At 38.0% G+C, this 26658-nt stretch carries 27 protein-coding genes; 15 read left to right on the top strand and 12 right to left on the bottom strand.

What is annotated here, in order from left to right; all coding sequences use genetic code 11:
* Positions 1–50 precede the first annotated feature (50 nt).
* Together ED622_RS12715 and ED622_RS12710 are read right to left on the bottom strand one after the other, a co-directional pair.
* A complete protein-coding gene (locus ED622_RS12715) occupies positions 51–1328 on the bottom strand; it encodes an LssY C-terminal domain-containing protein (protein ID WP_122034581.1) in 1278 nt (425 codons plus the stop codon).
* Between the two features lie 21 nt (positions 1329–1349).
* A complete protein-coding gene (locus tag ED622_RS12710) occupies positions 1350–2081 on the bottom strand; it encodes a glycosyltransferase (protein ID WP_122034579.1) in 732 nt (243 codons plus the stop codon).
* Between the two features lie 249 nt (positions 2082–2330).
* On the opposite strand from ED622_RS12710, the gene ED622_RS12705 reads away from it, so the two are divergent.
* A complete protein-coding gene (locus ED622_RS12705; protein ID WP_122034577.1) occupies positions 2331–2513 on the top strand; it encodes a hypothetical protein in 183 nt (60 codons plus the stop codon).
* A 259-nt stretch (positions 2514–2772) separates the two neighbouring features.
* Here the strand turns inward: ED622_RS12705 and ED622_RS12700 are convergent, their stop codons facing one another.
* Both ED622_RS12700 and ED622_RS12695 read right to left on the bottom strand, forming a co-directional pair.
* Complete coding sequence (locus tag ED622_RS12700) at positions 2773–4815, bottom strand: cache domain-containing protein (RefSeq protein ID WP_122034575.1); 2043 nt, start codon at positions 4813–4815, stop codon at positions 2773–2775.
* A complete protein-coding gene (locus ED622_RS12695) occupies positions 4812–6230 on the bottom strand; it encodes a sigma-54 dependent transcriptional regulator (RefSeq protein WP_122034573.1) in 1419 nt (472 codons plus the stop codon). The genes ED622_RS12700 and ED622_RS12695 overlap by 4 nt, the downstream gene beginning before the upstream one ends.
* 281 nt (positions 6231–6511) lie before the next feature.
* Here ED622_RS12695 and ED622_RS12690 point away from each other — a divergent pair, with 281 nt between their 5' ends.
* The 7 genes from ED622_RS12690 (at position 6512) to ED622_RS12660 (ending at position 12832) form a co-directional block, all read left to right on the top strand.
* On the top strand, positions 6512–7333 hold the full coding sequence (locus ED622_RS12690; protein WP_122034571.1) for a substrate-binding domain-containing protein: 822 nt from the start codon (positions 6512–6514) through the stop codon (positions 7331–7333).
* A 3-nt stretch (positions 7334–7336) separates the two neighbouring features.
* On the top strand, positions 7337–8035 hold the full coding sequence (locus ED622_RS12685; protein ID WP_122034569.1) for an ABC transporter permease: 699 nt from the start codon (positions 7337–7339) through the stop codon (positions 8033–8035).
* Between the two features lie 12 nt (positions 8036–8047).
* A complete protein-coding gene (locus ED622_RS12680) occupies positions 8048–8755 on the top strand; it encodes an energy-coupling factor ABC transporter ATP-binding protein (RefSeq protein WP_122034567.1) in 708 nt (235 codons plus the stop codon).
* The gene (gene mobA, locus ED622_RS12675) at positions 8733–9317 is read left to right on the top strand and encodes a molybdenum cofactor guanylyltransferase MobA (RefSeq protein WP_122034565.1); all 585 of its coding nucleotides are present in this window, start codon (positions 8733–8735) and stop codon (positions 9315–9317) included. Before ED622_RS12680 ends, mobA begins: the two co-directional genes overlap by 23 nt.
* Positions 9314–11095, top strand: coding sequence for a bifunctional molybdopterin-guanine dinucleotide biosynthesis adaptor protein MobB/molybdopterin molybdotransferase MoeA (locus ED622_RS12670; protein ID WP_122034563.1), 1782 nt, complete (start codon positions 9314–9316; stop codon positions 11093–11095). The genes mobA and ED622_RS12670 overlap by 4 nt, the downstream gene beginning before the upstream one ends.
* A 244-nt stretch (positions 11096–11339) precedes the next feature.
* The gene (locus ED622_RS12665; RefSeq protein ID WP_122034561.1) at positions 11340–12389 is read left to right on the top strand and encodes a YhcG family protein; all 1050 of its coding nucleotides are present in this window, start codon (positions 11340–11342) and stop codon (positions 12387–12389) included.
* 110 nt (positions 12390–12499) lie between these two features.
* Positions 12500–12832, top strand: a complete 333-nt coding sequence (locus tag ED622_RS12660; RefSeq protein WP_122034560.1) for a PBPRA1643 family SWIM/SEC-C metal-binding motif protein — start codon at positions 12500–12502, stop codon at positions 12830–12832.
* A gap of 98 nt (positions 12833–12930) precedes the next feature.
* Here the strand turns inward: ED622_RS12660 and ED622_RS12655 are convergent, their stop codons facing one another.
* Complete coding sequence (locus ED622_RS12655) at positions 12931–13431, bottom strand: acyloxyacyl hydrolase (RefSeq protein ID WP_216822081.1); 501 nt, start codon at positions 13429–13431, stop codon at positions 12931–12933.
* Positions 13432–13588: 157 nt separating this feature from the next.
* On the opposite strand from ED622_RS12655, the gene ED622_RS12650 reads away from it, so the two are divergent.
* Both ED622_RS12650 and ED622_RS12645 read left to right on the top strand, forming a co-directional pair.
* Positions 13589–14209 carry a porin family protein gene (locus tag ED622_RS12650; RefSeq protein ID WP_122034556.1) on the top strand — a complete coding sequence of 207 codons (621 nt, stop codon included), beginning with the start codon at positions 13589–13591 and terminating at the stop codon, positions 14207–14209.
* Positions 14210–14494: 285 nt separating this feature from the next.
* Positions 14495–15205, top strand: a complete 711-nt coding sequence (locus tag ED622_RS12645) for a hypothetical protein (RefSeq protein ID WP_122034554.1) — start codon at positions 14495–14497, stop codon at positions 15203–15205.
* Between the two features lie 122 nt (positions 15206–15327).
* On the opposite strand, the gene nagK is transcribed toward ED622_RS12645, so the two are convergent.
* Together nagK and ED622_RS12635 are read right to left on the bottom strand one after the other, a co-directional pair.
* On the bottom strand, positions 15328–16239 hold the full coding sequence (nagK, locus tag ED622_RS12640; RefSeq protein WP_122034553.1) for an N-acetylglucosamine kinase: 912 nt from the start codon (positions 16237–16239) through the stop codon (positions 15328–15330).
* A 124-nt stretch (positions 16240–16363) separates the two neighbouring features.
* Positions 16364–17107, bottom strand: a complete 744-nt coding sequence (locus ED622_RS12635) for a tRNA-uridine aminocarboxypropyltransferase (protein ID WP_122034551.1) — start codon at positions 17105–17107, stop codon at positions 16364–16366.
* An 86-nt stretch (positions 17108–17193) separates the two neighbouring features.
* On the opposite strand from ED622_RS12635, the gene ED622_RS12630 reads away from it, so the two are divergent.
* Positions 17194–17997: a sterol desaturase family protein gene (locus ED622_RS12630; RefSeq protein ID WP_122034549.1), complete on the top strand. Its 804-nt coding sequence runs from the start codon at positions 17194–17196 to the stop codon at positions 17995–17997.
* A gap of 77 nt (positions 17998–18074) precedes the next feature.
* Here the strand turns inward: ED622_RS12630 and ED622_RS12625 are convergent, their stop codons facing one another.
* Positions 18075–18764 carry a pseudouridine synthase gene (locus ED622_RS12625; protein WP_122034547.1) on the bottom strand — a complete coding sequence of 230 codons (690 nt, stop codon included), beginning with the start codon at positions 18762–18764 and terminating at the stop codon, positions 18075–18077.
* Between the two features lie 167 nt (positions 18765–18931).
* Positions 18932–20524, bottom strand: a complete 1593-nt coding sequence (locus ED622_RS12620) for an AbgT family transporter (RefSeq protein ID WP_122034545.1) — start codon at positions 20522–20524, stop codon at positions 18932–18934.
* A 336-nt stretch (positions 20525–20860) separates the two neighbouring features.
* Between ED622_RS12620 and ED622_RS12615 the strand changes: the two genes are divergently transcribed.
* The gene (locus ED622_RS12615) at positions 20861–21337 is read left to right on the top strand and encodes a C40 family peptidase (protein ID WP_122034543.1); all 477 of its coding nucleotides are present in this window, start codon (positions 20861–20863) and stop codon (positions 21335–21337) included.
* A 102-nt stretch (positions 21338–21439) separates the two neighbouring features.
* Here ED622_RS12615 and ED622_RS12610 read toward each other — a convergent pair whose 3' ends face one another.
* Positions 21440–21775, bottom strand: coding sequence for a DUF3802 family protein (locus ED622_RS12610; protein ID WP_122034542.1), 336 nt, complete (start codon positions 21773–21775; stop codon positions 21440–21442).
* 274 nt (positions 21776–22049) lie between these two features.
* Between ED622_RS12610 and ED622_RS12605 the strand changes: the two genes are divergently transcribed.
* Together ED622_RS12605 and ED622_RS12600 are read left to right on the top strand one after the other, a co-directional pair.
* Positions 22050–22922, top strand: coding sequence for a fructosamine kinase family protein (locus tag ED622_RS12605; protein WP_122034540.1), 873 nt, complete (start codon positions 22050–22052; stop codon positions 22920–22922).
* A 177-nt stretch (positions 22923–23099) separates the two neighbouring features.
* Entirely contained in the window at positions 23100–23303 is a 204-nt protein-coding gene (locus ED622_RS12600; protein ID WP_122034538.1) for a CPXCG motif-containing cysteine-rich protein, read from the top strand.
* Positions 23304–23320: 17 nt separating this feature from the next.
* Here the strand turns inward: ED622_RS12600 and ED622_RS12595 are convergent, their stop codons facing one another.
* On the bottom strand, positions 23321–23926 hold the full coding sequence (locus ED622_RS12595) for a riboflavin synthase subunit alpha (protein WP_122034536.1): 606 nt from the start codon (positions 23924–23926) through the stop codon (positions 23321–23323).
* 278 nt (positions 23927–24204) lie between these two features.
* Here ED622_RS12595 and ED622_RS12590 point away from each other — a divergent pair, with 278 nt between their 5' ends.
* The gene (locus ED622_RS12590) at positions 24205–25587 is read left to right on the top strand and encodes an MATE family efflux transporter (RefSeq protein ID WP_122034535.1); all 1383 of its coding nucleotides are present in this window, start codon (positions 24205–24207) and stop codon (positions 25585–25587) included.
* A 69-nt stretch (positions 25588–25656) separates the two neighbouring features.
* Here ED622_RS12590 and ED622_RS12585 read toward each other — a convergent pair whose 3' ends face one another.
* Positions 25657–26646: a HEAT repeat domain-containing protein gene (locus tag ED622_RS12585; protein WP_122034533.1), complete on the bottom strand. Its 990-nt coding sequence runs from the start codon at positions 26644–26646 to the stop codon at positions 25657–25659.
* Between the last annotated feature and the right edge of the window lie 12 nt (positions 26647–26658).

The raw sequence follows: 26658 nt of genomic DNA, 5'->3' as shown, positions 1-26658 counted from the left end.
GCTTTATTAAACATCGTATTCTGACAATCTAAATTAGGGTCAAAACGACCCTAATTATTTGCGATGAGTAAACTCTGTGATGAACCAATGACCAGTATCTTTCCATCAGAATAGTAATCATGTTGTTCATCTTCAGTGATCGGTTCTGCATAAGCTATATTTAAGGTCGTTAAATCGAGAAAAAGAGTATCAATACTCGTTTTTAACCGTTCTCTTTCCTCATCTACATTCGGATCAATGCTATGTAACATAGTCACAATACCTCGGTAAGCGGTAATCGTTAACCCATCATCGTAACTTAGTGCTCCTAACCATACTTGTTCATTATTTCCGTTCTTACCTGCACTCCACCACCGAATATGACTTCTCTTTAATAAATCGCCCGGTAATTGAAATGCCATATCTTGTATCCGCCCGTTCCAAAATAGATCAGAAACCGGTGGTGTTTTATTCTTAATCAGTGAAAGATAATCAACAAATTCAATATCATCACGAGAAAATGTTTTATTCTCAATCCAACCTAATTGCACCATTATCGATTGAGGATGATGGCCAATAAGTGCGATATTAACCGCTTGCGCATCAAAAAACGAAGACACTCCAGGGAAAGCTTTGAAAGATGTTTTTGTTTCATCAAAATGCAATGGTGCAGGAATTGGCTTTTCTATTACATCATCAGCAACCCAAAAAAAATGACTATAATTCAAATAAATAATAGCACTCACAACTACTGCTACTGATTTCTTGCCAATATTTTTCCATTGAAACTTCTTTGCCATCATGAAAAAAATAACTATCAGTAACAAGGTCACTATTGATTGTTTATGCTCGGTGACAAATAGTGTCATATCACTCATCCACGGAAAGGCATCAATCCCATAAGAGAGTAAATACCCCCATAAGACAAATTGACCCACGCCAAGTAGTAATCCAATAGATGCAAACAATGAAAACCGTCGCCACTCGATATTATTTACACCAACGATAAAGGGAACGATCCAAGCCACTGGTCCTAATAAGCGAGCAAACAGTAAGACCGAATTACCTTTTCTTTGAAGTAACAAGCGACAGCGAGCAATGGGACGGCGAATTTTTGGTTGCCAGTTCATTAATCGTGTCTGAGCCTTTCGGCCAAAGCGACGTCCAATCCAATAACTGAGTTGATCACCAATAAGACCACCGAACAATACCGCAATAACGCCAGCCCAAACTCCTTGATGAAGCTGAAAACCGGCTGCAATTAAGAACGGCTCACCCGGCACAAATAAATTTGGCCCTATGAGCGCATCCAATAATGCGCCCGTAAATAATGCCATAGAATCATACATAAGCACGCTTACCTATGCTGGTTACTTTTGCTCAGAATAATGACCGAATTTATATTCCATCTCATTATTGCGCATCTCACCAAAGAAAAAGCGACGAATATTAGCTTTTAAATACGTAGCTCCCATCGTAAATAAACCATCTTGATCTAATCGACGTGGATCAAACTCAAACGTCATTGGTAAAAATCGAAAACGCCAGGTTTGACTTGCTCGTTTCACATAATCGCAGTCTTCACATAAGGTGATGTTTTCATCAAAACCTTGCAATTCATTGTGCGCACGCTTTGTTGAGAAAATACACGCACCAACGGCGGTTGGAAAAGTGAATTGAGTAGCAAATAAACCTAAGTTAAATAAGCCGTAGCCTACTCGATGAGCAATAGGAAGCCCTTTAGAGCCCATATACACACCAGCGACTTCTAATTTTTTCTCAGCTAATTGTGTTGCTGCTCTCTCAAGAAAATCCGCTTTTAGGCTTACGTCTGCATCTAAAAATAATAAGCGTTCATGCTTAGCGAGTGATGCGCCAGTATTACGACCTAGGCTAACACCACGTTTATCCATTTTGTGGATCGTTAAATCAGGAATGCTCGCGGCAAAGGCCTGAGCAACTTCACATGTGGCATCTTCGCTGTTTGAATCAACAATGATCACTTCAAAGTTTTGATTTGTTTGTTTTGTTAAATCTTCCAATAAACGACCGATTCGTTTTTCTTCATTTAATGTGATGATTACAATGCTTAATGGGCTCATAATTATTCTCCAAGTAGATTCATTCGTTAACTTAGGAGTAAGAATACAGGGTCGTATCTTAATGATTAGTGAGCACATTATTCATTTTGGGTTCATATATATAATTAAAGAGCTAAATCACTTCGATAGAAAAATAACGCCTTCTTTATTTTGTAAAACTAATGTTGCATTTTTAGCTGTAGCACATCATCTTCACTCAAACTATTGTTAACAAGCTCAATAGCTGTTCAATCTAAAAGGAGAATTAAAATGAAAGTGATTATTCAATATACTCAAACGGGCTTATATAGAGATTATGCTTGGGAAGCGTCATGTATTCGTATGAAAGGACAATTTCATGCAGTTACTCCCTCTCACGCAGTTCAACTTATCGAACAAAACAAAGCTCAATTACATACAGATCAGACTGATAATATCGTCATTATTGATTAGATTTTTTAATTAAAAAAAGAATGGATACATCTAGAAAAGAATAGATAAAACAAGAAGTAAAGGAGAAGAAAAAGGAAAGCCACACGTCTCAGAATGTGGCTTAATTTAGTACTGTTCGGGGTCATAACCGGACGTGCTAACTATCTTATATCGTCGTCTTAATATCAACGAATTTCGTAAACATTATGGCTATAAAAAGTACAAATTTTAAAGTTGTTCCATATTTTGTGAAGCGGATAACATTTTTCCTGTTTCTTTTTTATCCAACCAAATTATCGAATTGATGATGCTCTGATTTTATTGGTAAATAAATAATAAACGTAGAACCTTCACCAAGCTGTGAGCGCACTTTTATTTCTCCATCGGTTTGACTTAATAAACTTTGCGAAACAGAAAGACCAAGACCGGTACCGTCTCGTTTGGTGGTATAAAATGGGTCAAAGATCCGATTTAATTGTTCTGATGACATGCCACAACCAAAATCTTCAACTTCAATAATCGCACCTCGTTCTTTACCTTCTTCGCACCAAGTACGACTACGAATAATCAATTTCCCTTTACTGTTCATCGCATGAATACCGTTCATTTGCAGGTTAACTAAGATCTGCAACAAATGATGTCGATTAACCTCAACTCGCGGTGGCTGCTCAAAATCAAACTCTACCTCAATATCTCGCTTGTGTGCTCCTGTTCTCACGAGCGTCACACTCTCTTCGATAATTGGATTAATATACTGCCAAGTGACTTGATCTTGAATTCCACCTTGTCGACTATATTGCAACAGACTGCGCGTGATATTACGAATTCGATCTATCTGCTCCATTATCGCATCAAGCTCTTCTGAAATAACTTCAGCGCCCTCTCCCAACTCATATTTAATCAACTCCGCGTTACCTAAAATTACCGCGGTTGGATTATTTATTTCATGAGCGATCCCTGCAGTTAACTCACCAAGAGAGGCCAGTTTTTCACTCATAATGAGCTTATCTTGCGCTTGTTTTAATAACTTAATGTATTGCTCTAGTTCAATGGTTTTTTCATGCAAACTGGCGGTACGAGATTCAACTTTAGATTCCAAATTTTTTGATGCTCGTTGGATCTCTATATTTCTCTGTTGCAACTGATCGAGCATATTATCAAATTGTTGTGCCAGGCTCGCAAGTTCGTGACTATTATCTAACCCCAACTCACCAATACGAACATCTTTACCCATTTGCACTGACTTCACCACATAGTGAATTTTTTCAATTGGTTGAAAGAGATCTCTTGCTCCACGATGCACAAAAATAGTCGATAACAATAAAGTAATGAGTATGGTTACCCCAGCTTCCACTAAATTCTGTAAGTATTGCTTAAGTAACGGCCACTCTAAATAACCGGTATATAGCATTCCAATCACATTATTGTTCATGTCTTTTATCGGTTGATAAGCAGAGATATACCAATCGTTATATACATAAGCTCGATTAACCCAACGCTCTCCCTTTTCAATCACTCTCTTTTTTACGACAGTTGAGACACTTGTGCCTATTGCTCGTCCCTGATTAAGTGATTTATTCGCAAAGTCATTATGCAGTGGGACATTGGTACTAATACGTAAATCGTCTAGAAATAGAGTTACCGTTCCATAATTATCCGACGCTAAATCTCCCTCTGGATAGATAAGATCTCTGATTCGATCGACTAAAAATGTACTGTTATTTAGAAGAATACCGCTATCAACTATCCACGCTAAGTTACCGTCATCACTAAAAATAGGAATTAACGTTCTACTGACTAATCCACGCTTTTCTATGCTGCCATCATTCTTATTAATCACCTGAACTCGAGTACTCAATTGAGGACTAATGTTATATAAATCAACATTGCTCATTACTTGAAAAAAGGTACGCGATATTCCTAATGATAATGCTTTAACTGATGACTCTGGTAAATGTTCAATATAGTTAGCAGGATGAACAACAATAAAGTCAGAGTTATAATTATCTGCTTGGTTCTCTGCCCAATATTGAAGTTGTGGATCATTATTTTTTAATCTTATTTGGAATTGATAAGATTCAACAAAACTATGGAGTTCCGCGCCTTGTTCTTGCTGTAAAAAATCAATACTGTTGTTTGCTACGGATAATTTGCTTCCTACATCATTGAGTGCGTTTTGCCACGTATAATGCACCGACCAAAACGCAGTAATAATCACTAAAGCAAGCAATGTGAGAAATAAAGGAACAGAGTTTAACCACAATAAACGGTATCTCACCATGGTTTTGATTCTACGTTTCCATAAAAGAGGAGATAACATCATGCGATCTCTTCACTCCACTCTTTAAATTTTCTCTCTAGTGTTTTACGAGCAACACCTAGTTGCCTTGCTGCCGCTGACTTGTTCCCGTCATGCAAATCTACAACCGTAATTATGTGCTTCTTTTCAACTTCTTTTAATGTCCACTGATCTGGGTATTCATCCATTTCTGGCATACAAGTACATTCCGTTGGTTCTTGATTTAAAATCGGCTCTTGATTAGGTGATTGGTGCAGTGGCGTGTCACCTTGTAAACTAGACCAGTGCTCTACTGGCGGTTTACCGAGTAAAATACAACGCTCAATCATATTTTTAAGCTCACGAATATTCCCGGGCCAATCATAGTGAGCCATAGCAACGATGTCTTCATGTGCCCAGTGAATTGGTTTTAACCCCATTTCTTTCGCGATCATGTGGGAAAAATGCTCGGTTAAGCAGGCCAAGTCAGCTTTGCGCTCACGCAAGGCTGGCAGTGAAACAGTAAGGACATTCAAGCGATAGAAGAGATCTTTTCTAAAATTACCCTTTTCAACTTCTTCAAGAAGATTTCGGTTGGTTGCCGCTACGATACGAACATCAACAGGGATTTCTTTTTCAGAACCCACAGGTCGAATGGCTTTCTGCTCTAAGGCACGTAGAAGGGACGATTGCATTCCAATGGGCATTTCACCAATTTCATCTAAAAATAGAGTTCCACCGTTAGCGACTCTAAATAATCCTTCACGTCCTTTTTTAGCCCCAGTAAACGCCCCTGATGTATGACCAAACAGTTCACTTTCAAGAAGATCAGGTGCAATAGCACCACAGTTAAGAGGAACAAACGGGCCGTTACGGTGACTTAATTGGTGTAAACCACGAGCCACAAGCTCTTTACCTGTACCCGATTCACCTTCAATTAATACGGCGGCATTTGATGGTGCAAGTTGAGCAACCATTTGCTTTAATTCTATGGTTTTTTCAGCGTTACCGATCATTTCAATTGGGTTGTTTTTTTCCACTTCTCGCTGTAATGCAAAGTTGGTTCTCTCAACTAAACGACGATCCATACAGCGCTTCACCGCTTGCAGCATATTTTCAAGATTAAACGGTTTTAAAATAAAATCAGCAGCACCTAAACGCAACGCCTGAATTGCAGTATCTAACTCTGCGTACCCAGTCATAAATATAACGTCATAATTTCGCGAGTCACTGGCAATACTTTCCTGCCACTCTAATCCCGTTTGACCGGGTAAATTGATATCAAGAATGATCAAATCAAGATGGTGAGATTGACGAATAGCTTCGGCATCTTCAATAGTTCCAACGGTATGAACTTGTCCAAATTGTTTACTTAATGCTTTTTTTAGTATGGTTTGCATACCAACTTCATCATCAACAACAAGTACTGAAAATGCATTCCAATCTGATTTCGAGACCATAGAGCTTCCTAATTTATGCGCTTTAACGAGAGATGTGGGTCAAAATGTCCTACTTATTCTACCTTTAATTCTACAAAATGTATCCTTTCGTATGAGACATTTTGTCCTAGTCACATTTTTTGTAGGGTTTTTATGTCAAAATGCCTATTAATCGGTTAAATATCATTAAGTTAAAGATAATTTTATCAGTATGATTTCTGGCATAATGATTGCTTTAAAGCCGATGAGTCTATTCATTTATTGCATTTGCAGTAATTTTAATAACACTACATGGATATAACATGAACAATAAAATCAGTACGTTTACAGTGATGGCTACACTGGCTCTTGGTTCTTTTTCGGCAACTAACGTATATGCGGATGACGCAAGCATTGTACGCCTAGCGACAACAACAAGTACTTACCACTCTGGTTTACTTGATTACCTATTGCCTGAATTTAAAAAAGATTCTGGCTATGAAGTTCAAGTATTGGCAGCAGGTACAGGTAAAGCGCTAAAAATGGGCGAAAACGGTGATGTTGATTTAGTAATGACACACGCTCCTAAAGCGGAAGCAAGCTTTGTTGAAAAAGGCTATGGCGTTGATCCAAAAGCATTAATGTATAACGACTTTGTTCTTGTTGGCCCTAAAGCTGATCCTGCACACATCCACGGTATGAAAGACGTGACTACTGCATTTGAGAAGATGGCAGAATCAGACGTTACTTTCGTTTCTCGCGGTGACGACTCAGGTACAAACAAAAAAGAATTAATCTTATGGTCTCAAGCGAAAATTGAACCAAACTTCGGTGGCTACAAAGCCGTTGGCCAAGGTATGGGACCAACATTGAATATGACCTCTGAGCTACAAGCTTACACATTAACAGACCGTGGTACTTGGTTAGCTTACCAGAACAAACTTGACCTTAAGATCATGGTTGAAGGCGACAAGCGTCTATTTAACCCTTACCAGGTGATTCTTATTAACCCTGAGCGTTACAACAACCTAAATACAAAAGGTGCTCAAGCATTCAGTGATTGGTTAATAAGTGACAAAGGCCAAGCAATGATCGATAGCTTTACTCTTAGTGGTAAAAAATTGTTCACTGCGGACGCTAAATAATCCATGACTATCTTAGCCACCTCTCACGAAGCCATTCAATTACTGTTTAGCGGTGATGCTGCATTGTGGAGCATTGTTGGTGTTTCATTCTCTGTCTCATTGTTTGCAATGGCAGTTGTGTTATTACCTGCCCTCTTGCTGGCGTTTGCGCTTGCATATGGTTCATTTCCTGGGCGGTGGCTACTGCTCTCTATTATTAACACGTTACAATCTGTACCTACTGTTGTGATTGGTTTATTGCTGTATATGGTTCTTTCTCGATCTGGACCTCTTGGCGATTGGCAACTGCTTTTTACTCAAGAAGCAATGATCATCGGTCAAATGTTTATCTGTTTCCCTATTATGGTCGCGATGATGCACGGCGCATTTCAACACAGTGATCGACGAGTATGGGAAACTGCATTTACTCTAGGAGCTTCGTTACCACGAGCATTTGGTAGCTTAATTTGGGAAACACGGTTTCCTATTCTTGCCGCTATCATTGCTGGATTTTCTCGAATTATCACCGAAGTCGGCTGCTCTATGATGGTCGGCGGTAACATCTTTAATGCTACACGAAACATTCCAACCGCAATCGCTATGGAAAGCCAAAAAGGTGCGTTTGCTCAAGGGGTTGCTCTTGGTATGGTGCTATTAATTTTAGCTCTGGTGTTAAACTTTTTACTCTCTATCACTCGTGGTAAAGGGTATTTACGTACTTAGTAGGCATAAAAAATGACAATAAGAATTACTGCCGATAATCTATCGATGCGATTTAATGATCGTGTGCTTTTTCACATCCCACATTTATCATTAGGGCCAAAAGAATCTGTCTATTTACGTGGTGCTAATGGCGTAGGTAAAACAACATTACTTAAGATTTTATCTGGGTTACAAAACCCAACAACCGGTAAGCTTAACCTTAATCAACCACACTGGACTGCACGTTTGTTTGGTCGCTCAGGCAATAATCAAATTGTGTACCTGCATCAAAACCCATTTTTATTTGATGGGACTGTTTTCGATAACGTTATTTATGGCATGAAATACACCACCATGAATAAGCTTGAGAAGCGTCACATGGTAATCAATGCGTTACGCATGGTTGGGTTAGAAACCTTAGCCGATGAACATATCTCTGTTTTATCTGGTGGTGAAAAGCAACGTGTTGCTATGGCACGAGCTTGGGTACTAAAACCGTCTATTTTACTGATGGATGAACCAAGTGCGAGCGTTGACCAAGAATCTATCCTGTTACTGGTTATTATGGCCAAAGATCTACTCGAACGTGGCTCTAGTATTGTAGTAACCAGTCACCAAACCAATGCCTTAACTGAAATTTGTCATCGTCAATGGACCATTTCAGACGCAAAGCTGATAGAATCAACCCCATTAAAAGTGATTGTTAGCAAGGATAAGTATGCTCCAGCCAAAGCAAACTAGTTGGGTAATTTTAGCGGGCGGACAAGCTCGTCGTATGGGTGGTCAAGATAAAGGTTTTGTCGCTTTTAAAAATAAACCACTCATCGAACATGCAATAGACATATTAACGCCTCAAACCGATCAGATTGCCATCAACGCTAATCGCAGTATTGAACAATACACAAGTTACGGCGTCACGTTTTCTGACCAGTTTAGCGATTACCCAGGGCCATTGGCCGGAATGCATTCTGGTTTAATCAATATGAATTCTGATTGGGTTGGTTTTATTCCTTGTGATTCCCCCAACCTACCTGACAACCTTGTTGCTTTATTGTGTGATGCGGTAAAAGAAGATACTGACATTGTAGTCGCTCATGATGGCGAATACATGCAACCGGTTGTAACTTTAATGCACAAACGCATTATTCCTAAAATTGATGCTTTCTTAGCGCGCGGTGATAGAAAAATTATTCTATTATACAAAGAGTGTAATACCGTCTTTGCTGATTTCTCTAATTACCCAAATGCTTTTATCAATTTGAATAGCCCTCAAGAACTCGAACAATTTGGACCTTTATTATGAGCTTAACGACTGCGTCTATCCCTTTATTGGGTTTTGCTGCTTATAGCGGCACAGGTAAAACCACATTATTAGAAAAGCTATTACCAAAACTTAATGAAATGGGACTAAAAGTCGCAGTCATCAAACACGCACATCATAATTTTGATATCGACCAAGAAGGCAAAGACAGCTACCGTTTACGTAAAGCTGGTGCGAGCCAAATGTTGATCAGCTCTCGTTTTCGTAATGCATTAATTACTGAAACGCCTGATGAAGAAACTACCTGTCAGCAACTAATCAATAAGTTAGATCAAACTGAACTTGATTTGATTCTTATTGAAGGTTTTAAGCAACTGCCATACACCAAGATTGAATTACACCGTGATGAAGTCGGTAAGCCGTGGATCTTCCCAGAAGATGATAACATCATTGCGATTGCAGCAGACTCAAAAGCTGAATCAGAACTGCCTCAAATGGACATCAACAATACTGATGCTATCACTGCGTTCATTGTTGACTACGTTAAACAGCATCAACATAAACAACAAAGTGATCTATCCGCTAACTGCGATGAATTATCACCTGCGTTTTTATCTGTTAGTCAAGGTAGAGCTAAGATTTTAGAGGCCATCACACCACTAAACTCACAAAACAATGTCTCTTTAGTTGAATCCATTAATACATTAGCGGCTCAAGATATTTTATCGCCGATCAATGTTCCTCAGCATAATAATTCAGCGATGGATGGTTATGTGATTTGTGGTGATGATTTAGAGCGTGAAAGCTACACCGTAGTTGCCGAGATCATGGCTGGTCACAGTTACGATCGCCCTCTTCAACATGGTGAAGCGGCGAAAATCATGACGGGCGCACCAGTGCCTGAAAATGGTAATACCGTGATCATGCGTGAACAAGCAACTCAAGAAGGCAATCAAGTTCGTTTTGATACAGGAAAATCTGGCATTCGTAAAGGCCAAAACGTTCGTCTAGCAGGTGAAGATCTTGCTATCGACCAAACCTGTGTGGCTAAAGGCTCACGTATTACGGCTCCTGAAGTGGGTATGCTTGCGTCTTTAGGCATTGCTTCTGTCCCTGTTATCACAAAAACAAAAGTTGCTATATTCTCTACTGGTGATGAAGTTCAAGCACCGGGTGAAGCACAAAAAACCAATTCGATTTATGACTCAAATCGCTTCACGTTGACGGCGTTATTGCAGAAGATCGGCTGTGAAGTGATTGATTTTGGCATCATTGAAGACAGTGAAGTCGCTTTAGAGTCAACGCTTTCTCAAGCATCACAACAAGCGGATATGATTTTATCTTCTGGTGGTGTCTCGGTTGGTGATGCCGATTACATCAAAACGATCTTAGATAAATTGGGCAATATTAACTTTTGGCGTATAAATATGCGTCCTGGCCGCCCTCTTGCCTTTGGTCATATTGGTGATACTCCGTTCTTTGGTTTACCGGGTAACCCTGTAGCGGTAATGGTGGCGTTCTTACAGTTTGTTGAACCTGCATTACGTAAACTTCAAGGTGAAGATAACTGGAAACCTGAGACTTTTACGGCAATCGCTAAAGAGTTTATCCGCTCTCGCACTGGCCGAACTGAATACAGCCGTGGCATTTACTCGATTAACCAAAATGGTCAAATGGAAGTGGTAACCACTGGTAAACAAGGATCTGGTATCTTACGCTCAATGAGCGAAGCAAACTGCTTAATTGAGGTGCAACCTGCAGTTGAGTCGGTAGATATTGGTCAGAAGGTAACAATTATTCCGTTAAACTCACGGGTATAACACTGTGTATCTTTCTTAAACAATATCGAATCTAGCCTCACGTTTGTGGGGCTTTTTTATCATTCTATTTCTTATCTTTTCTGACTTCAGTCTCGTTTTTGCTTTGTTCTAAAACAATCAAAAGAGAAGCTTATATATTTTCAAGAGCAATCCTTCATTATCCCAATGTAATTAAATGATTTAATCAATATGAATGAGCCGATAATTACCAAAATTATTATTATTTCAAAGCTACGAGGACATTATGACTAAGCCATTAATACCACAATCAAACGTATTACTAGACAGTATTCGAGATGTATTAAACCGCAGCCATAAACACGTTGCTCAAGCTGTTAATTCAACGATGGTTCAAACATATTGGCGGATAGGACACTTGATCGTTGAAGATGAACAACAAGGACAAAGCCGAGCTGAATACGGCAAAGGGACTCTAAAAGCATTATCACTTTCTTTAACTAAAGAGTTTGGAAAAGGATTTGATGTTCGTAACCTACGTAATATGCGAAGTTTTTATCAGACGTTTCCAATTCGGAACGCAGTGCGTACCGAATTGAGTTGGACTCATTACCGTATCCTTATTCGCATCGAAAACAATAAAGCTCGTCAATGGTATATGCAAGAATCTATTGAACAATCTTGGTCTGCTCGAGCCCTAGAACGTCAAATTGGTACCCTCTATTATGAACGCTTATTGGCTAGCCAAGCTGATAATAAAGCGATTAAACCTGTTTTAAATGAAGCCAAGCAACACACTGATGCTCTTGCTGTATCAGCAAAAAACTATCTACGAGATCCTTACATTTTTGATTTTCTTGGTTTACCGACCGACTCTCTTCAAGAAAATGAACTAGAGCAAGGGCTCATTGATAACCTCAAAAAATTTCTACTTGAATTAGGAAAAGGTTTTGCTTTTGTTGAACGTCAACAACGCATTACAACAGATGATGGTGACTATTACATCGACCTCGTCTTCTATAATTTTCATCTAAAATGCTTTTTACTGATTGATCTAAAAATGCATAAATTGACTCATCAGGATGTAGGTCAGATGGATATGTATGTAAGAATGTATGAAGAAAAAAAGCGACGTAGTGATGACAACCCTACTATTGGCTTAATACTGTGTACTGAAAACAATAAAACGGTAGCAAAATATTCAGTCCTCAATGAGAGTGAACAACTCTTCGCTTCTAAATATATAACAGAACTACCAACTGAAGAAGAGTTACGCCAACAGTTAGAAAAGGATCGTCGACTAATCCTCGAACAGCAAGGAAAGTATGAATACTGACACCAGACTCTGTCTTAATTATATTTAGAGCTTTATTCTAGTTTATTGCTAGGCTCTTTGATGGTATAAAGTGCCTAAAATACTGTGTTCAAAAATTATAAGGCTCCAAGATGTCTAAAATGTTCTTCAAAGGTCGTATCGAAACTCGTCAAAACCACGTTCTTTCTGGTTTTAACACTAAACGTGACGTTAAGTTAGGTACTGAAGAAGCACCACTAACTTTAGTTGTTCAAACAGAAGAGCGTAAAGTTGAAATTGAAGCGCAGCTTACTGAGCACAGCTTATTCGCCAACATCGAAGTGAATGCTGAAAAAGAAGAAAATATTCTTGAGCTTGACGGTGTTTTAAATAAACCAAAAACAACTCGCTTTGAAAAAACACCTAATCGCAACGAACCTTGTTCTTGTGGTAGCGGTAAAAAATACAAAAAATGCTGTGCTTAATTAGTAGTTAACTTTAACTACTTAATCTTAGTTAAGCAGCACAACAAAAAAGAGCCTCTGTTTACTTGTTAGTAATAACAAACAACATGAGGCTCTTTTTAATAATAGTAACCGACAGCCAAGCCTACAAAATTTTGTCCTGCATTTTTATTCGTCAATGTTCCATTAGAGTAATGACGAAAGTACGCCTCTATATTCACTCTATTTACGTTAACACCAATAAACACTTTTTGTCCGAATGTTACCTTAGAGCTAATCCTTTCTGTCGATTTACTTTTAATGTAACCACCTAACCCTGCACCAGCATAAAGAAAAGGTGAATTTAATAAGTACAGATCTTGTGATAAACCAGCAATAAACTGATTATTTTCATCTAGATTTGATTCATGCTCACCAAAAGCAAAAAATCCAGCTTCAATGTTCCTACGCCCTGGGATTCTAAAAAACTCATTTGGCTGGCTATATTGCAATTTAACTGTATACAATTCTTCTAGACCTGAGCTTCTTGAGCTTTGGCCTGTATATATCATTAATTGATTATTAGATGCTCTAATATTATTGGAGTATATAATTATAAATATTAACAATAGCTTCTTCACATGATAATTCCTTAATAAAAAACGGATGGTATTATTCATAATAAGTAATTTCAACAATGAAAAAATATTTAGTAACATATAATAAAAATATTAATTGGAAAATTAAATTATGGAAGATTAACCTTATAATACAACCAATAAATATTAAGAACTACATATGAAAAATAAATACGCATATCTTTTATCAATATTAATACCTACATCTTTTAACTCAAACGCTGATGTATCAGACACATTAGTTAGGGATATAGGTACTGTTATTTCAATATTATCCGCAGATGCCCCATTTATTAAAGTCGGTGGGAATTATGGAAGCCCTATTGGAATTGACAATACAAATATAAAATTCAAACATGACTCATCACTTGATTTATCTCTTGGGCTATACATAAATAAGAGCAATAGAATATCTATGAATTACAAGCCAAGTACCGACTATGAAATAAAAGAAGAAGATTTAAGTATAACCTTAGAGACCCTTAATCTTAGCTACGACCATATAATATCTATCTCTACCTCAAACATAGTCTTAGGTGCTCAACTAGGCTACTCCTTCTTAAAGATTGATGATTATGACATCTCTAATGGTAGCTTAATGAAATATAGCTCTAATGGTGATTCATTGAGCTATGGATTAAGCCTTGCTAATGAGTTTAATCTCAATGATAACGTTCTAGTTGGGGCTAGCATCCATTATTATATGTACTCCGAATTCACAGATGATATAACTATCGATCCGAATGTATCACTTGGATTATATTTAGGTCTGGTATTTTAAAAAATAAATTTAATTTATTTCTGATTGTAATAATTAATTTCACTCAGCGAATAAAATATGAATAGATACATTGAAATAAATAAGCAAAATCAATACCACAGTCTAAATAAAGACAATAATTTAACAAATCATCAGTAATAATAGAAAACTATAAAGTAAATAAACTTAAAGTATGTATTTATAAAATATACGAATATTGAGTGAATTATAATTATAATTTAATCTATCTATGCCTTAATGTTAATTAAGGCATAACTATAAATAACATTATATATAAGGTTTACAATGAAAAATAATCTACTAATTTCAACTGCTGCTTTAAGTTTTATTTCATCTGCGGCTTTTGCTAATGATTTCCATGTTCAAGACCCTCGTTTTACCGGAAATAACGTTAGTATTTCAACAACCAAATCAATGGAAAGTAATGCACGAGATGCACGAATGGCTATTGATGGACAAATATCTCTTGGCGCTGCTGCGATAACTCTGGGGTATGCTGATAATCCGACTGCTGACTCAGATTTATCTATTGGTGGTAAGTTTAGTGGTAAAAACTTTAACGCTTATGGTTCATATAATATTCAGCCATTAGACGAGCAAGGTCTCACACTGGATAGAAGCACTCTTACCCTTGGTGGTAATTTTGTTATGGATACTGGTTTTGGTAGTAGCAACATTGGCTTAGCTTATAAGAGCTTTAATACCTCTTCAAATGAACCTTTACTTGAGACTGATAACTCTGGTTTGTCATTAAATGCTGGTAGCCTATTCTTATTTGGTGATATGTATTACCGTGGAGACATCATTCTAGATATGGTCTTCGAAGATTCAACAGGGTTAAACATTGAAAATAAACTGGGTTGGACTAACCAAGCACTGGATATTCACCTCTCTGCTGACTACGGTGATTATGGTTACCAATATTTAGGTAGTGTTGGTACTGATTTTGGCGATAAAGAAATTTTCTTCGGTTTACACCTAGGCTATAACTTCTAGTTCACTTCTCTTTTTAAGTTTAAACCGCACAAAAAAAGAGCCTTTGTTTACCTGTTAGTAATAACAAACAACATGAGGCTCTTTTTGTATCTGCATTTTCTATTCTAAATATTGAGTCAAGATTACTCTTTAATATTTAAGAACGCCGCACCACGTACACCGCCTGAATCGCCGTGTTTCGCTTTAATGATACGAGGCACACGACCTACAGATAATAAATGTTTTGGTAGACGCTTTGGTAACTCTTCATAAATCAATTCAAAGTTAGATAAGCCACCGCCAAGTGCAACCACGTGCGGATCAAAGCAAGTAAACAGGTTAGCAAAGCAAATTGCTAATAATTCCATAAAACGCTCAACATGCTCTACCGCTTTTTCATCACCAGCTTCATTCGCTTTGATGATATCAATCGCTTTCTTTTCTTCACCATAATAGTGAGCATAGAGCAGTTCAAAGCCTCGACCAGAAAGGTAATTATCAATACAACCTTTATTACCGCAACCACACTCTAATAATGGTGCTTTATCACCTAAGTGAAACCATGCATCGATTGGTAAGCGAGAGTGTCCTAATTCACCGGCTACATGGCTATAACCCGAAAATACTTTACCATCAAAGATCAAACCACCACCAAAACCTGTACCTAAGATTAGGCCCACTACTGATGGTGAATCTTTTAATTCTTCATCCCACGCTTCTGATAACGCAAAACAGTTAGCATCGTTGTCGATTTTTACTGAACGACCGATCTTTGCTTCTAAGTCTTTACGTAGAAATTGACCTTTAGCAGCAGGAACATTACTTGTTAATAAAGCGCCTGTCTCAGCATCTTCCATTCCTGGAATACCTAAACCGACTTTACCTTCAACACCAAATTCAGCGTCGTATTTTGCAATTAAACCTGCAATATCATCAACCAATAATGTGTAATCTTCCGTTTGTGTTGGAATTCGCTCAGTGACAACGCGCTCTAATTTTTCATTAAACGCACCAAATTCAATCTTTGTGCCACCTACATCAAAACCGTAGTACATAAGGTATCCTTGTCCTAATCTATTTAAATTTTTATGGTGTTATTTTACCTAATTTATATAAATACAGACTGTGACCTAGGCGGAATTACCTTTTATTTTGTGTGAAATGAACCTCAAAACCCCATTAGATTTGGTTGCTTTCTTTCAGTTCTGTACGAAATTCAATCAAATTCTTTAAGCCCATTCCTCGTTCAGCCCCTTTTACTGGTCGCTTACTGTAAAGATAATGCTCACGGAATAATTCAAACCAACATTCAAGGTGTCTTGCGTTCTCTTTTTCACCAAATAAATCCAACACCAAACTTGCCACTTCAACCGTTGATAGCTGGTGATCTTTTGAGGCCTTACGCATAATGTAGCTAGATAAATGCTCACGATTAAAAGACAGGACAGGCAATTTATGTAGGTAAGTACTTTTACGATACATACGGCCTGCTTCACGCCAACTTCCATCAAGTAAAATAAATAAAGGCATTTTGCCTTCTGTAATCACAATATCATTAGTGACTAGCGCTTTATTTTCAATTTGCTCTTCAGGGAAAATAACAAACGGTTGATATGATTCATCTTGCAATAACGCTAACATATCTGGATTTGGCTCTGTACGAGACCATAAATACGCATGGGTTTCAGGTACTAAATCTGCAATAAGTTTTCCAGTATTACTAGGTTTTAGAACTTCAGTATCAAACATAATAAGTAAGAAAGCAGCATTAGAGTTAACTGCAGGTTGATACTCACAAATACAGTAGTCTTGATGAACTTGGCAATACTCACAACGGTTCACATTAGCACCACGCGCATTAAAGGGTTTTGTTGAACGTGCTAATCTTTCTTTATGTAATTGATGGACTTTGTGAATACGCATTTGCAATAACCAAGCTATTTATATGGAAAAAAAAGCGCATTTTACTTACAGTATAAGTAATAACAAGTTCTATAAGAGAATTCCTAATGGAAATTAACTGGATTGAATACAGTAACCCCCTTCGGTTGGGGTGTTTTATCGTTGCATTCATCATTTTTGCCTTGGCTGAATACCGATGGCCGCGCAAAGCTTTGACTCAAAAAAAATCTACTCGCTGGTTTAATAACATTGGCTTAGTCTTTTTTAATAGCTTTATTTTACGCCTAGCTCTGCCTTTATTGGCGATTGATGCTGCTTTAATTGCAAATCAAGAACAGTGGGGACTATTTTATTACCTAAACACGCCACAGTTTCTCACAGGGCTTCTATCCATCTTACTGTTAGATTGGTTAATCTATTGGCAACATCGTGCTTTTCACCGTGTCCCTCTATTATGGCGCTTACACCGTATGCATCATTCTGATCAAGACATTGATGTCACGACTGGTACACGTTTCCACCCTATCGAAATCATTATTTCTATGCTGATTAAGATTGCGGCTATTGGTTTATTAGGGATCCCTGTTGAAGCGGTTATTCTGTTTGAGATCCTGTTAAACATCAGCGCTATGTTTAATCACAGTAATCTATTTATTCCAAAAGGGTTAGATCGCTACATACGCTCAATTATTGTTACGCCTGATTTCCATCGAGTTCACCACTCCATTCATGTTACTGAAATGAATAATAATTATGGCTTCTTTTTATCTATTTGGGATCGCTTTGGAAACACCTATTTAGTCAAGCCAAGAGATGGGCATGAAGAGATGAAAATTGGGCTCGGGTTATTTAGAAAAACAAGAGAACAACATTTAGATAAAATGCTGACTCAACCATTTAGAAAGAAATAATCATATCGCAATGAGGTACTCTCAGGGTATCTCATTGCTGTTTTCACGCTAACAGTACCATCTCTTCAAAGAGATATTTACTGTTTAAATGACGTCACTTCTGCATCTGTTAAATAGCGCCACTCTCCTACCTCAACATCCAGCATAACCTCACCAATTTTTTCTCGATGTAATGAAATCACTTTATTGCCAATAGCGGAAAACATGCGCTTTACTTGATGGAATTTACCCTCTGTAATCGTCAATAATACCTCTTTCTCGCTTACTATTTCTAATTTAGCAGGTCGAGTCAGCTGCGATTCTCCTTGTAGCTGAACACCAAAAGTAAAAATATCAACAGCATCTTCTGAGATTGGATTTCGTAAACCCACACGATAAACTTTCTCGCACTTCTTCGCTGGAGTAATAATATTGTAAGACCAACGGCCATCATCGGTTATTAGCACCAAGCCTGTTGTATCTGCATCTAAACGCCCAGCAATATGAAGCTCAGTATTATTGCCCTCATTGATGTAATTAAACAAAGAAGGATAAACTTCATCAATATTCGAACAAATAGTATCGGCTGGCTTATTCATTAGCAGATAACGGAAAGGTCGAGCGACTAACTCTTTTCCATCAAGAGTAATGTCATTATTCTCATGAACTTGAGTTGATTCAAGTGTGACAGTGTCACCATTTACTTTTACTCTTCCCTCTAAAATCAACTCAACCGCTTGGGTTTTCGTTAATTCTGTACTTTTACAAATAAACTTATCAAGGCGCATAGAACCACACATTACCACTCATCATCCAGCCATTATCCTTGCTCTGCTCAAATAAGCAATCGCATTACAAAAACGAACGATCAAAAAAGGCGACCCGAAGATCGCCTTTAATTTATATATCTAGCTCTAATTATATACTCAGAACTAAGCGCTTATTCTATTACCAACTATGGCGTGTAGAATGTTGCTGCGCCTGGACCTACTGGTAGACCGAATACGAATACCCATAGGTAGAACAAGATACTCCAACCAAACATGAATACCATTGAATAAGGTAACATTGTTGCAATCAGTGTACCGATACCTAAATTCTTCATGTAACGTGTTGCTACAGCAAGAATAAGACCAAAGTAGCTCATCATTGGTGTGATGATGTTCGTTGTTGAATCACCAATACGGTAAGCCGCTTGAATTGTCTCTGGTGCGTAACCTACTAGCATTAACATTGGAACAAAGATTGGTGCTGTTACTGCCCACTGTGCAGATGCTGAACCGATCATTAAGTTAATGAAGCCACACATTAAGATGAATGCGAAGAATAGCATTGGGCCAGTAAGACCGATATCTTGTAGGAAGCTCGCACCACCAACCGCAATTACTTGACCAAAGTTAGTCCACTTAAAGAAAGCAACGAACTGTGCAGCAAAGAATACAAGAACAATGTACATGCCCATTGAAGACATTGATGTTGCCATTGCATTGATTACGTCACGATCATTCTTCATTGAACCAGTAACTTTACCGTAAACAAAGCCAGGAACCGCAAAGAATACAAAGATGAATGCCACAATACTTTTCAAGAATGGTGAGCCTGCAACCGTACCTGTTGCTGAACGTAATACACCATCTTCAGGAACTATCGTCCATGCAAGTAGTGCACTCACAACAAGAACAGCAACACCTGCAAATTTAAGACCTTTCTTCTCAATAGCAGTTAGCTTACCCATCTTATCATTTGATAAATCTTCTGACGCTTCTTCATCGTTATATTTACCAAGTTTTGGCTCAACAATTTTCTCTGTTACAAACGCACCAGTGATTGCGATAAAGAATGTAGAAACAAACATGAAGTACCAGTTTGCTTCAGGACCAACTGTATAAGTTGGGTCAATCATTTGTGCTGCTGTTTCTGTAATACCAGAAAGCAGTGGATCAACCGTACCGATTAGAAGGTTTGCAGAATAACCACCTGATACACCAGCAAACGCCGCAGCAAGACCTGCTAACGGGTGGCGACCTAGTGAGTGGAAAAGCATTGCAGCTAGTGGGATAAGTACTACGTAACCAAGCTCAGATGCCGTATTTGAAATAATACCTGCAAATACAACCGTTACTGTAACCATACGCTTAGACGCGCCCATTACCATGCCGCGCATTGCAGCAGATAACATGCCTGAATGCTCAGCGATTGCAACACCAAGCATTGCAACAAGAACGGTACCTAATGGTGCAAAACCGACAAAGTTTTTCACTAGGTTAGTAACGATAAGCTGTAAACCTTCAGCATTGAAAAGGCTAACCACGTGGATCATACCATCAGCGGCTCGGCCTTTTGCCCCTTCTGGGCGAGGGTCCATTACTGATAGTTCAAAGTAGCCAGCAATGCCTGATGAAACTAAAATTGCCACACAAAAGATTGCAAACAGAGTAATTGGGTGTGGTAATAGATTTCCTAAATATTCTACTGAATCAAGAAAACGTGTGAACAACGGCCTTTTTGGCTGCTGTTGATTATGTTGTTGCGATGCAGACGAACTCATCTGTAACTCCTTGTTTTTGTCTTTCTTTATAATTAAAAACACTCCATTCTGAAACAAATGGTTAAATTATGTGTCTTTTAGTTAAAAGTAAGTACTTCCAAAATTCACGCAAAGGTTACACGATTGTAAAAATCATTAAAAGCTCAAAATGTCACAAAATATTTCATTTGTAGTGTTTATAACCATAGTTTCACCAAAACATAAAACTTACAATTAACATTAGGCGATAATCATTTACAATATCAATGATTATATAGGCTTACTTTTATTAATATTGATTTTTTCTATAGAGATAAGTCAGAATAGTAAGGTTGGTTTTATTATCTAGGATTGAACATGACTCGCCATTTTATCTCTATTTTTGCTTTACTCACTTTATTTGGTTGTGCCTCCCCTTCTGAGCCACAGCTTACAAAACAAGAAATTAGCACTCAACACCCTCAATTATCGACGTCTGATGGGTATCAAGACTATTTTCAAGAATGGCAAGGTGTCCCATACAAATATGGTGGTACAAGCAAGCAAGGCGTGGATTGTTCGGCTTTCACACAAGATGCACTCGGTAGTTTGCATCAACAATGGCTTCCAAGAACGACACAGTATCAAGTTGAAACTGGCGTGAAGGTCTCTTTATCGAATGCTAAGAAAGGCGACCTTATTTTCTTTAAAACTAGCGTAAAAGTAAGGCATGTAGGCGTATATATTGGAAATCGAGAGTTTATGCATGCATCTACATCGAAAGGTGTGATCATTTCAAGCCTAGATAACCCTTATTGGAAAAAAGCATTCTGGCAAGTTAGACGAGTTCTGTAAGGCGTTATTGAAAAGATAGAAGTAAAAAACCAAATAAAATAATGACTATATTTAGTCGTATTTTATTTGGCTTCATAATCAATGCATTTATGCGATTAGACGTTATTTGAAAGCGCTATCAAATAGATTTTTAATCAGGCCGATGTAATCATCGAGAAACATCACTTGCTCATTAGTCGCTTTTTGAACCCAAGCACCAGCAAGTACTTCACCTAAATCTGCAACTACCGCATCAGCTTCACGTAACAACGTAAATCGAACATCTGCATCCAATTCTGGGTTTTGTGCAAATACCGTCATTAAATTAGAAGCAATTAAATCGGTTACAATATCTTCTACTGTCTCTTCACCAGTGTCACCTTGCTGATTTGCAAAAATCGCTAAGTGTTCTGTTAGATACTCAATAAGAGCATGGTAACCTTCTGTATTGACAATCATAGTCTGTCCGTTAGTAATAGTTCGTTATAATTATAAATGCTCATTTTTCACAAGCTCTTATTGGTAATTTATCAAAATAGAGAATAACTCTCAAATACTTTCCTTTTACATTGACAATTCAAACCACGCCCGCAGATTGTTCTCTTCTTGTAAATCTATTGATTTGTCTTATTACTATAATATTGAAAGTAATTTTTTGCCTTACTTCACAGATATTTATTAAGAATACACTATGCTTAGTTAGGTAATTTTCAGATATTCAAGAGAGGCAATTATGTGGCAAGCTATCGCTCAACAAATCTCTGATGTAACGGGTCGCCCTTTTATCATTTCTGAACGTGAAGCTGTAAATGGTGGGGAGATTAATGATTGTTACATGATCAGTGATGGTGCTCAGCGCTACTTTATTAAAGTCAATGAGCGTGCAGAACTCCCTATTTTTGAAACCGAAGCGGAAAGCCTCAATCAGCTTGACCAATCAGACCATATGTTTGTCCCATCGCCTCTTCATGTTGGAACGACTAAAGAGCACTCATTTTTAGTTCTCAATTTTCTACCAACAAAGCCTATGGACCAACTCACCTCATTTGATCTCGGTGTTAGCCTTGCTAACCATCATTTATGGGGAGATCAGCTTGAATACGGCTTTGATTGCGATAATTACCTAGGTAATGTATTACAGATTAATACCTGGCACCGTCGATGGGATTGTTTCTTCGCCGAGCAGCGCATTGGTTGGCAATTGCAACTTTTGCATGAAAAAGGCATGGAATTTGGTGATATAAAAACCTTAGTTAAAAATTCAAAACACATATTACGTAATCATCAGCCTAAACCAGCTCTATTACATGGTGACTTTTGGCACGGAAATATTGCACTGAGTGTTAAAGGCCCAATCAGCTATGATCCTGCTTCTTATTGGGGGGATCCTGAATGTGACCTTGCAATGGCAGAGTTATTTGGTGGATTTCAGGACAGCTTTTTCGAAGGATATCAATCGATCACCCCTATAGCAGAAGGCTTTGAAACTCGTCAGCATTTATATAGTCTTTATCATGTATTAAATCACTGCTCTATGTTCGGTGGAGAGTATATGCTCCATGCTCAGCAGCTAATTGATAAACTTGACCTAAATAAAAATAAATAATGTAATACATGAGATGGTACTCACCATCTCATTTTTTATTAATCTAGATTAAAAAAACGTCGATATCATCAATCTTTTCACTTAATTCACTTCAAAAACCAACTCTCTTTTCTACTATGAATGAAGATACACCAAAGTACATATTCGTAATTGCAGAACAATAATAAGGAGTTTGTTGTGAATAATTACACAAATCAAAATATACAGTGCCCAAACTGTCAACACGCTATTAATATGCTTATTGACCACAAGCAATCAAATAAAACCGTTTATGATGACTGTCCATCTTGTCATCGAGCAATTGAATTCACGATGGAGATAAACCCTCAAAACCAATCTGTAAATCTGACGACGAATAATGAGGAAGATGGACTATTTTAAGTCATTTCTTTAACTCATTATTGATTCGCTAACACTCGCTCTACCGTATCTACGATTGCTTGTGTTTGCGGATCAATTTCTAAGTTAATTTTATCGCCAATACCACGACCACTTAAATTGGTTCTTTCTAACGTTTCAGGGATCAAATTAACGTTAAAGCCTTTCTCATCAACATCACCAATGGTTAAGCTAATACCATCAACCCCAATGTAGCCTTTATGCAGTATGTACTTAGTCCATTGCTGCGCAACATCAAACCAAATTTGGCAATTTTCAGTCGTTTGATTAATCTCTCTCACCGTCATCACATCAACAATATGGCCAGACATTGAATGACCGCCAATTTCATCACCAAAGCGAGCTGCACGCTCAATATTAATAAATTGCCCTACTTCTAATAACCCAAGATTGGTTAAACGCAGTGTCTCTTCAATCAAATCAAAAGAAATAAGATGCCCATTAATATTAGTTACGGTTAAACAACACCCATTATGAGCAACAGACGCGCCAATCTCTAAACCTTGATGATACGGTGCAGGAATTTCTACTACATGGGTTTGAAATTTTTCTTTTTTAATTATTTCAATTACTTTTGCAGTTGTTGCAACAATCCCAGTAAACATCATTATCTCCTATCAATACCATTAAATACATTGAGTTGTTTTATTTGGTTTTAGCTATTTTAAAAATATCTACGATACGTTGAATATTTCATTTTGTGAAGTCTCTCTTAATCTATATACTGTCCACTTTCTGCTTACCTTTAACAGTTCTCTCTGTTCAAAGCACTCAATCAGACCCAATTTTCTTTTGCGATAGCTACTAGCGCAAAATGAACTCGCATTTATGCTCTTTAATACATTAATGCCCTTTTTATACTAAAAATTTGTACGGTGAATCAGTGCACAGATACCAAAAAGAAATCGTTCGATTAATTAAATTATCAACACCAGTCCTAATTGCGAGTGTCGCTCAGACAGGCATGGGGTTTGTTGATACCGTTATGGCTGGTGGCGTAAGCGCAACTGACATGGCAGCAGTGGCAATTGCAGCAAGTGTTTGGCTTCCATCAGTATTATTTGGTGTTGGCTTATTAATGGCGCTTGTACCTGTAGTTGCTCAATTGAATGGCTCAGGAAAATCTAAAAAAGTTCCATTTGAAATCCACCAAGGTATTTACTTAGCGTTAATCGTTTCTGTACCGATTATGCTTATCCTTTATAACGCAGGCTTTATTATTGCGGCTATGGATGTGGAACCTGAGTTATTTGAAAAGACTCAAGGGTATTTACATGCGGTACTATGGGCTGCTCCTGCGTTTTTATTATTCCAAGCGCTACGTAGCTTCTGTGAAGGTTTGTCTTTAACCACACCAGCAATGATCATCGGCTTTATCGGTCTTGCAGCTAACGTACCTTTAAACTGGATGTTTGTGTATGGCGAAATGGGCGCGCCGGCATTAGGTGGTGTGGGTTGTGGTGTTGCAACGGCAATCGTGTATTGGCTAATGTTTATCACCATGGTTATCTATACGTTTATTGCGCCTAAATTACGTCGTGTAAATTTATATGAAACATGGAATAAGCCACAAGCAAAAGAGATCTACCGTCTATTTAAACTCGGCCTTCCTGTTGCTCTTTCTATCTTCTTTGAAGTGACATTATTTGCAGCGGTTGCCCTACTTGTTTCACCATTAGGTTCAATCGTTGTTGCTGCGCACCAAGTCGCGATTAACTTCTCATCGTTGATCTTTATGGTGCCAATGAGTATCGCGATTGCCGTTAGTATTCGCGTTGGTCACAAGCTAGGTGAAAACGATCTTGAAGGGGCAAAGATTGCAAGCTTCTGTGGTCTCGCTTTTGGTCTGATGATGGCATGTTGTACCGCAGTATTAACCTTCATCTTCCGTGAAAATATTGCGTATTTATACTCAGATAATAAAGAAGTGGTTGAGCTGGCTGTAAGTCTGATGCTTTTAGCTGTGATTTACCAATGTACAGATGCTGTACAAGTTGTCGCCGCTGGTGCACTTCGTGGCTATAAAGACATGACGGCAATCTTTAAGTGTACGTTTGTCTCTTATTGGATTGTTGGTTTGCCTTCCGGTTATATCCTAGGTATGACGGATTGGATTATTGAACCTATGGGCGTATATGGCTTCTGGATTGGATTTATTGGTGGTTTAACTACCTCTGCTATTTTACTTAGTCTACGACTACGTTGGCTGCAGAAAAATCCATCTCGTATTGATATGGAAGTTGATGAATTGCAAATCATGCATTAATTCATAAAAGCATAAAAAAAAGCCCGAGGTACTATATACCTCGGGCTTTTTTATTATTAACATTCCTAATTATTTTTGTTTTTCTTTTAGTTGAGCAATTACATAATCAGGAGCAACTTTGGCAAGCTCTTCTAAACACGCCTCCGCCTTATCATTTCCATAGCGCACGTAAATATCACATACCGCATAAAGTTGTTCCGGTGAACCCGAGATCAAATACGCCTGCTCAAACGATTCTGTCGCGGTTTTTAAGTCAATATCTTCATGCAAAACGCCATTTAAATACCAATAATAGCTATTATTTTCGGCTAAATCAGCAGCAGCCTGTATTGATTGTGCTGCTTGGGTTTTCTGACTTAAACGTACCTGAGTTAACGCTTTTGAATAATATAGACTCGCCTCTTTTGGTAATTGAACAATCGCTTTATCTAATATTAATAGTGCCTGATCATCTTGGTTCTGTGCTCGATAATTATCCGATAAATTTAACCATATTTGCGAGTTATCAGGGGCTATTTTCACCAACTCTTGATAAATAATATCGGCATCACTCCACTCACCATGCCAACGATACACATCGGCTAATAGTAATTGAGACCCAGAGTCCTGTTGCTTTGTTAAATATGCCGTCATTTCCTGATATGGCGCTTCAATTTGAGCTTGCTGAGATGCCGACATCTGGTTGTATTCACGAAGTAAGTTTGCCGTTGCTGCCATACGAACGCTCAACTCAGAATCAGTTAATAACGGCGATACTATCTGCCAGCGATGTTTAAATTGGTATAAATCTGAACCTATTACTGCCGCCTCACGAATCATGGGGGCAGGATCTTTTAATCCTCTTGCTACGGCAACTAAACTGTTTTGATTAGGATAACGGGCCAATTGACGCAACGCCTCTGCGCGTTTCTCTTTACTCTCATTTTTATTTTGTGCCGTATAAGCCAATTGTTGCTCTGGTGTCATGCTCTGTAATGAATCTGTCGCATATACTGGTGTTGCAATGGCAAATAGACTAGCAAGCCCTAGTACGGCGCATTTTTTCAGTAATGGTTTCATTCTCCCCCCCCT

Source organism: Aliivibrio sp. EL58 (assembly GCF_900312675.1).
Classification (GTDB): domain Bacteria; phylum Pseudomonadota; class Gammaproteobacteria; order Enterobacterales; family Vibrionaceae; genus Aliivibrio.
This window is presented reverse-complemented; position numbering and strand designations above follow the sequence as displayed.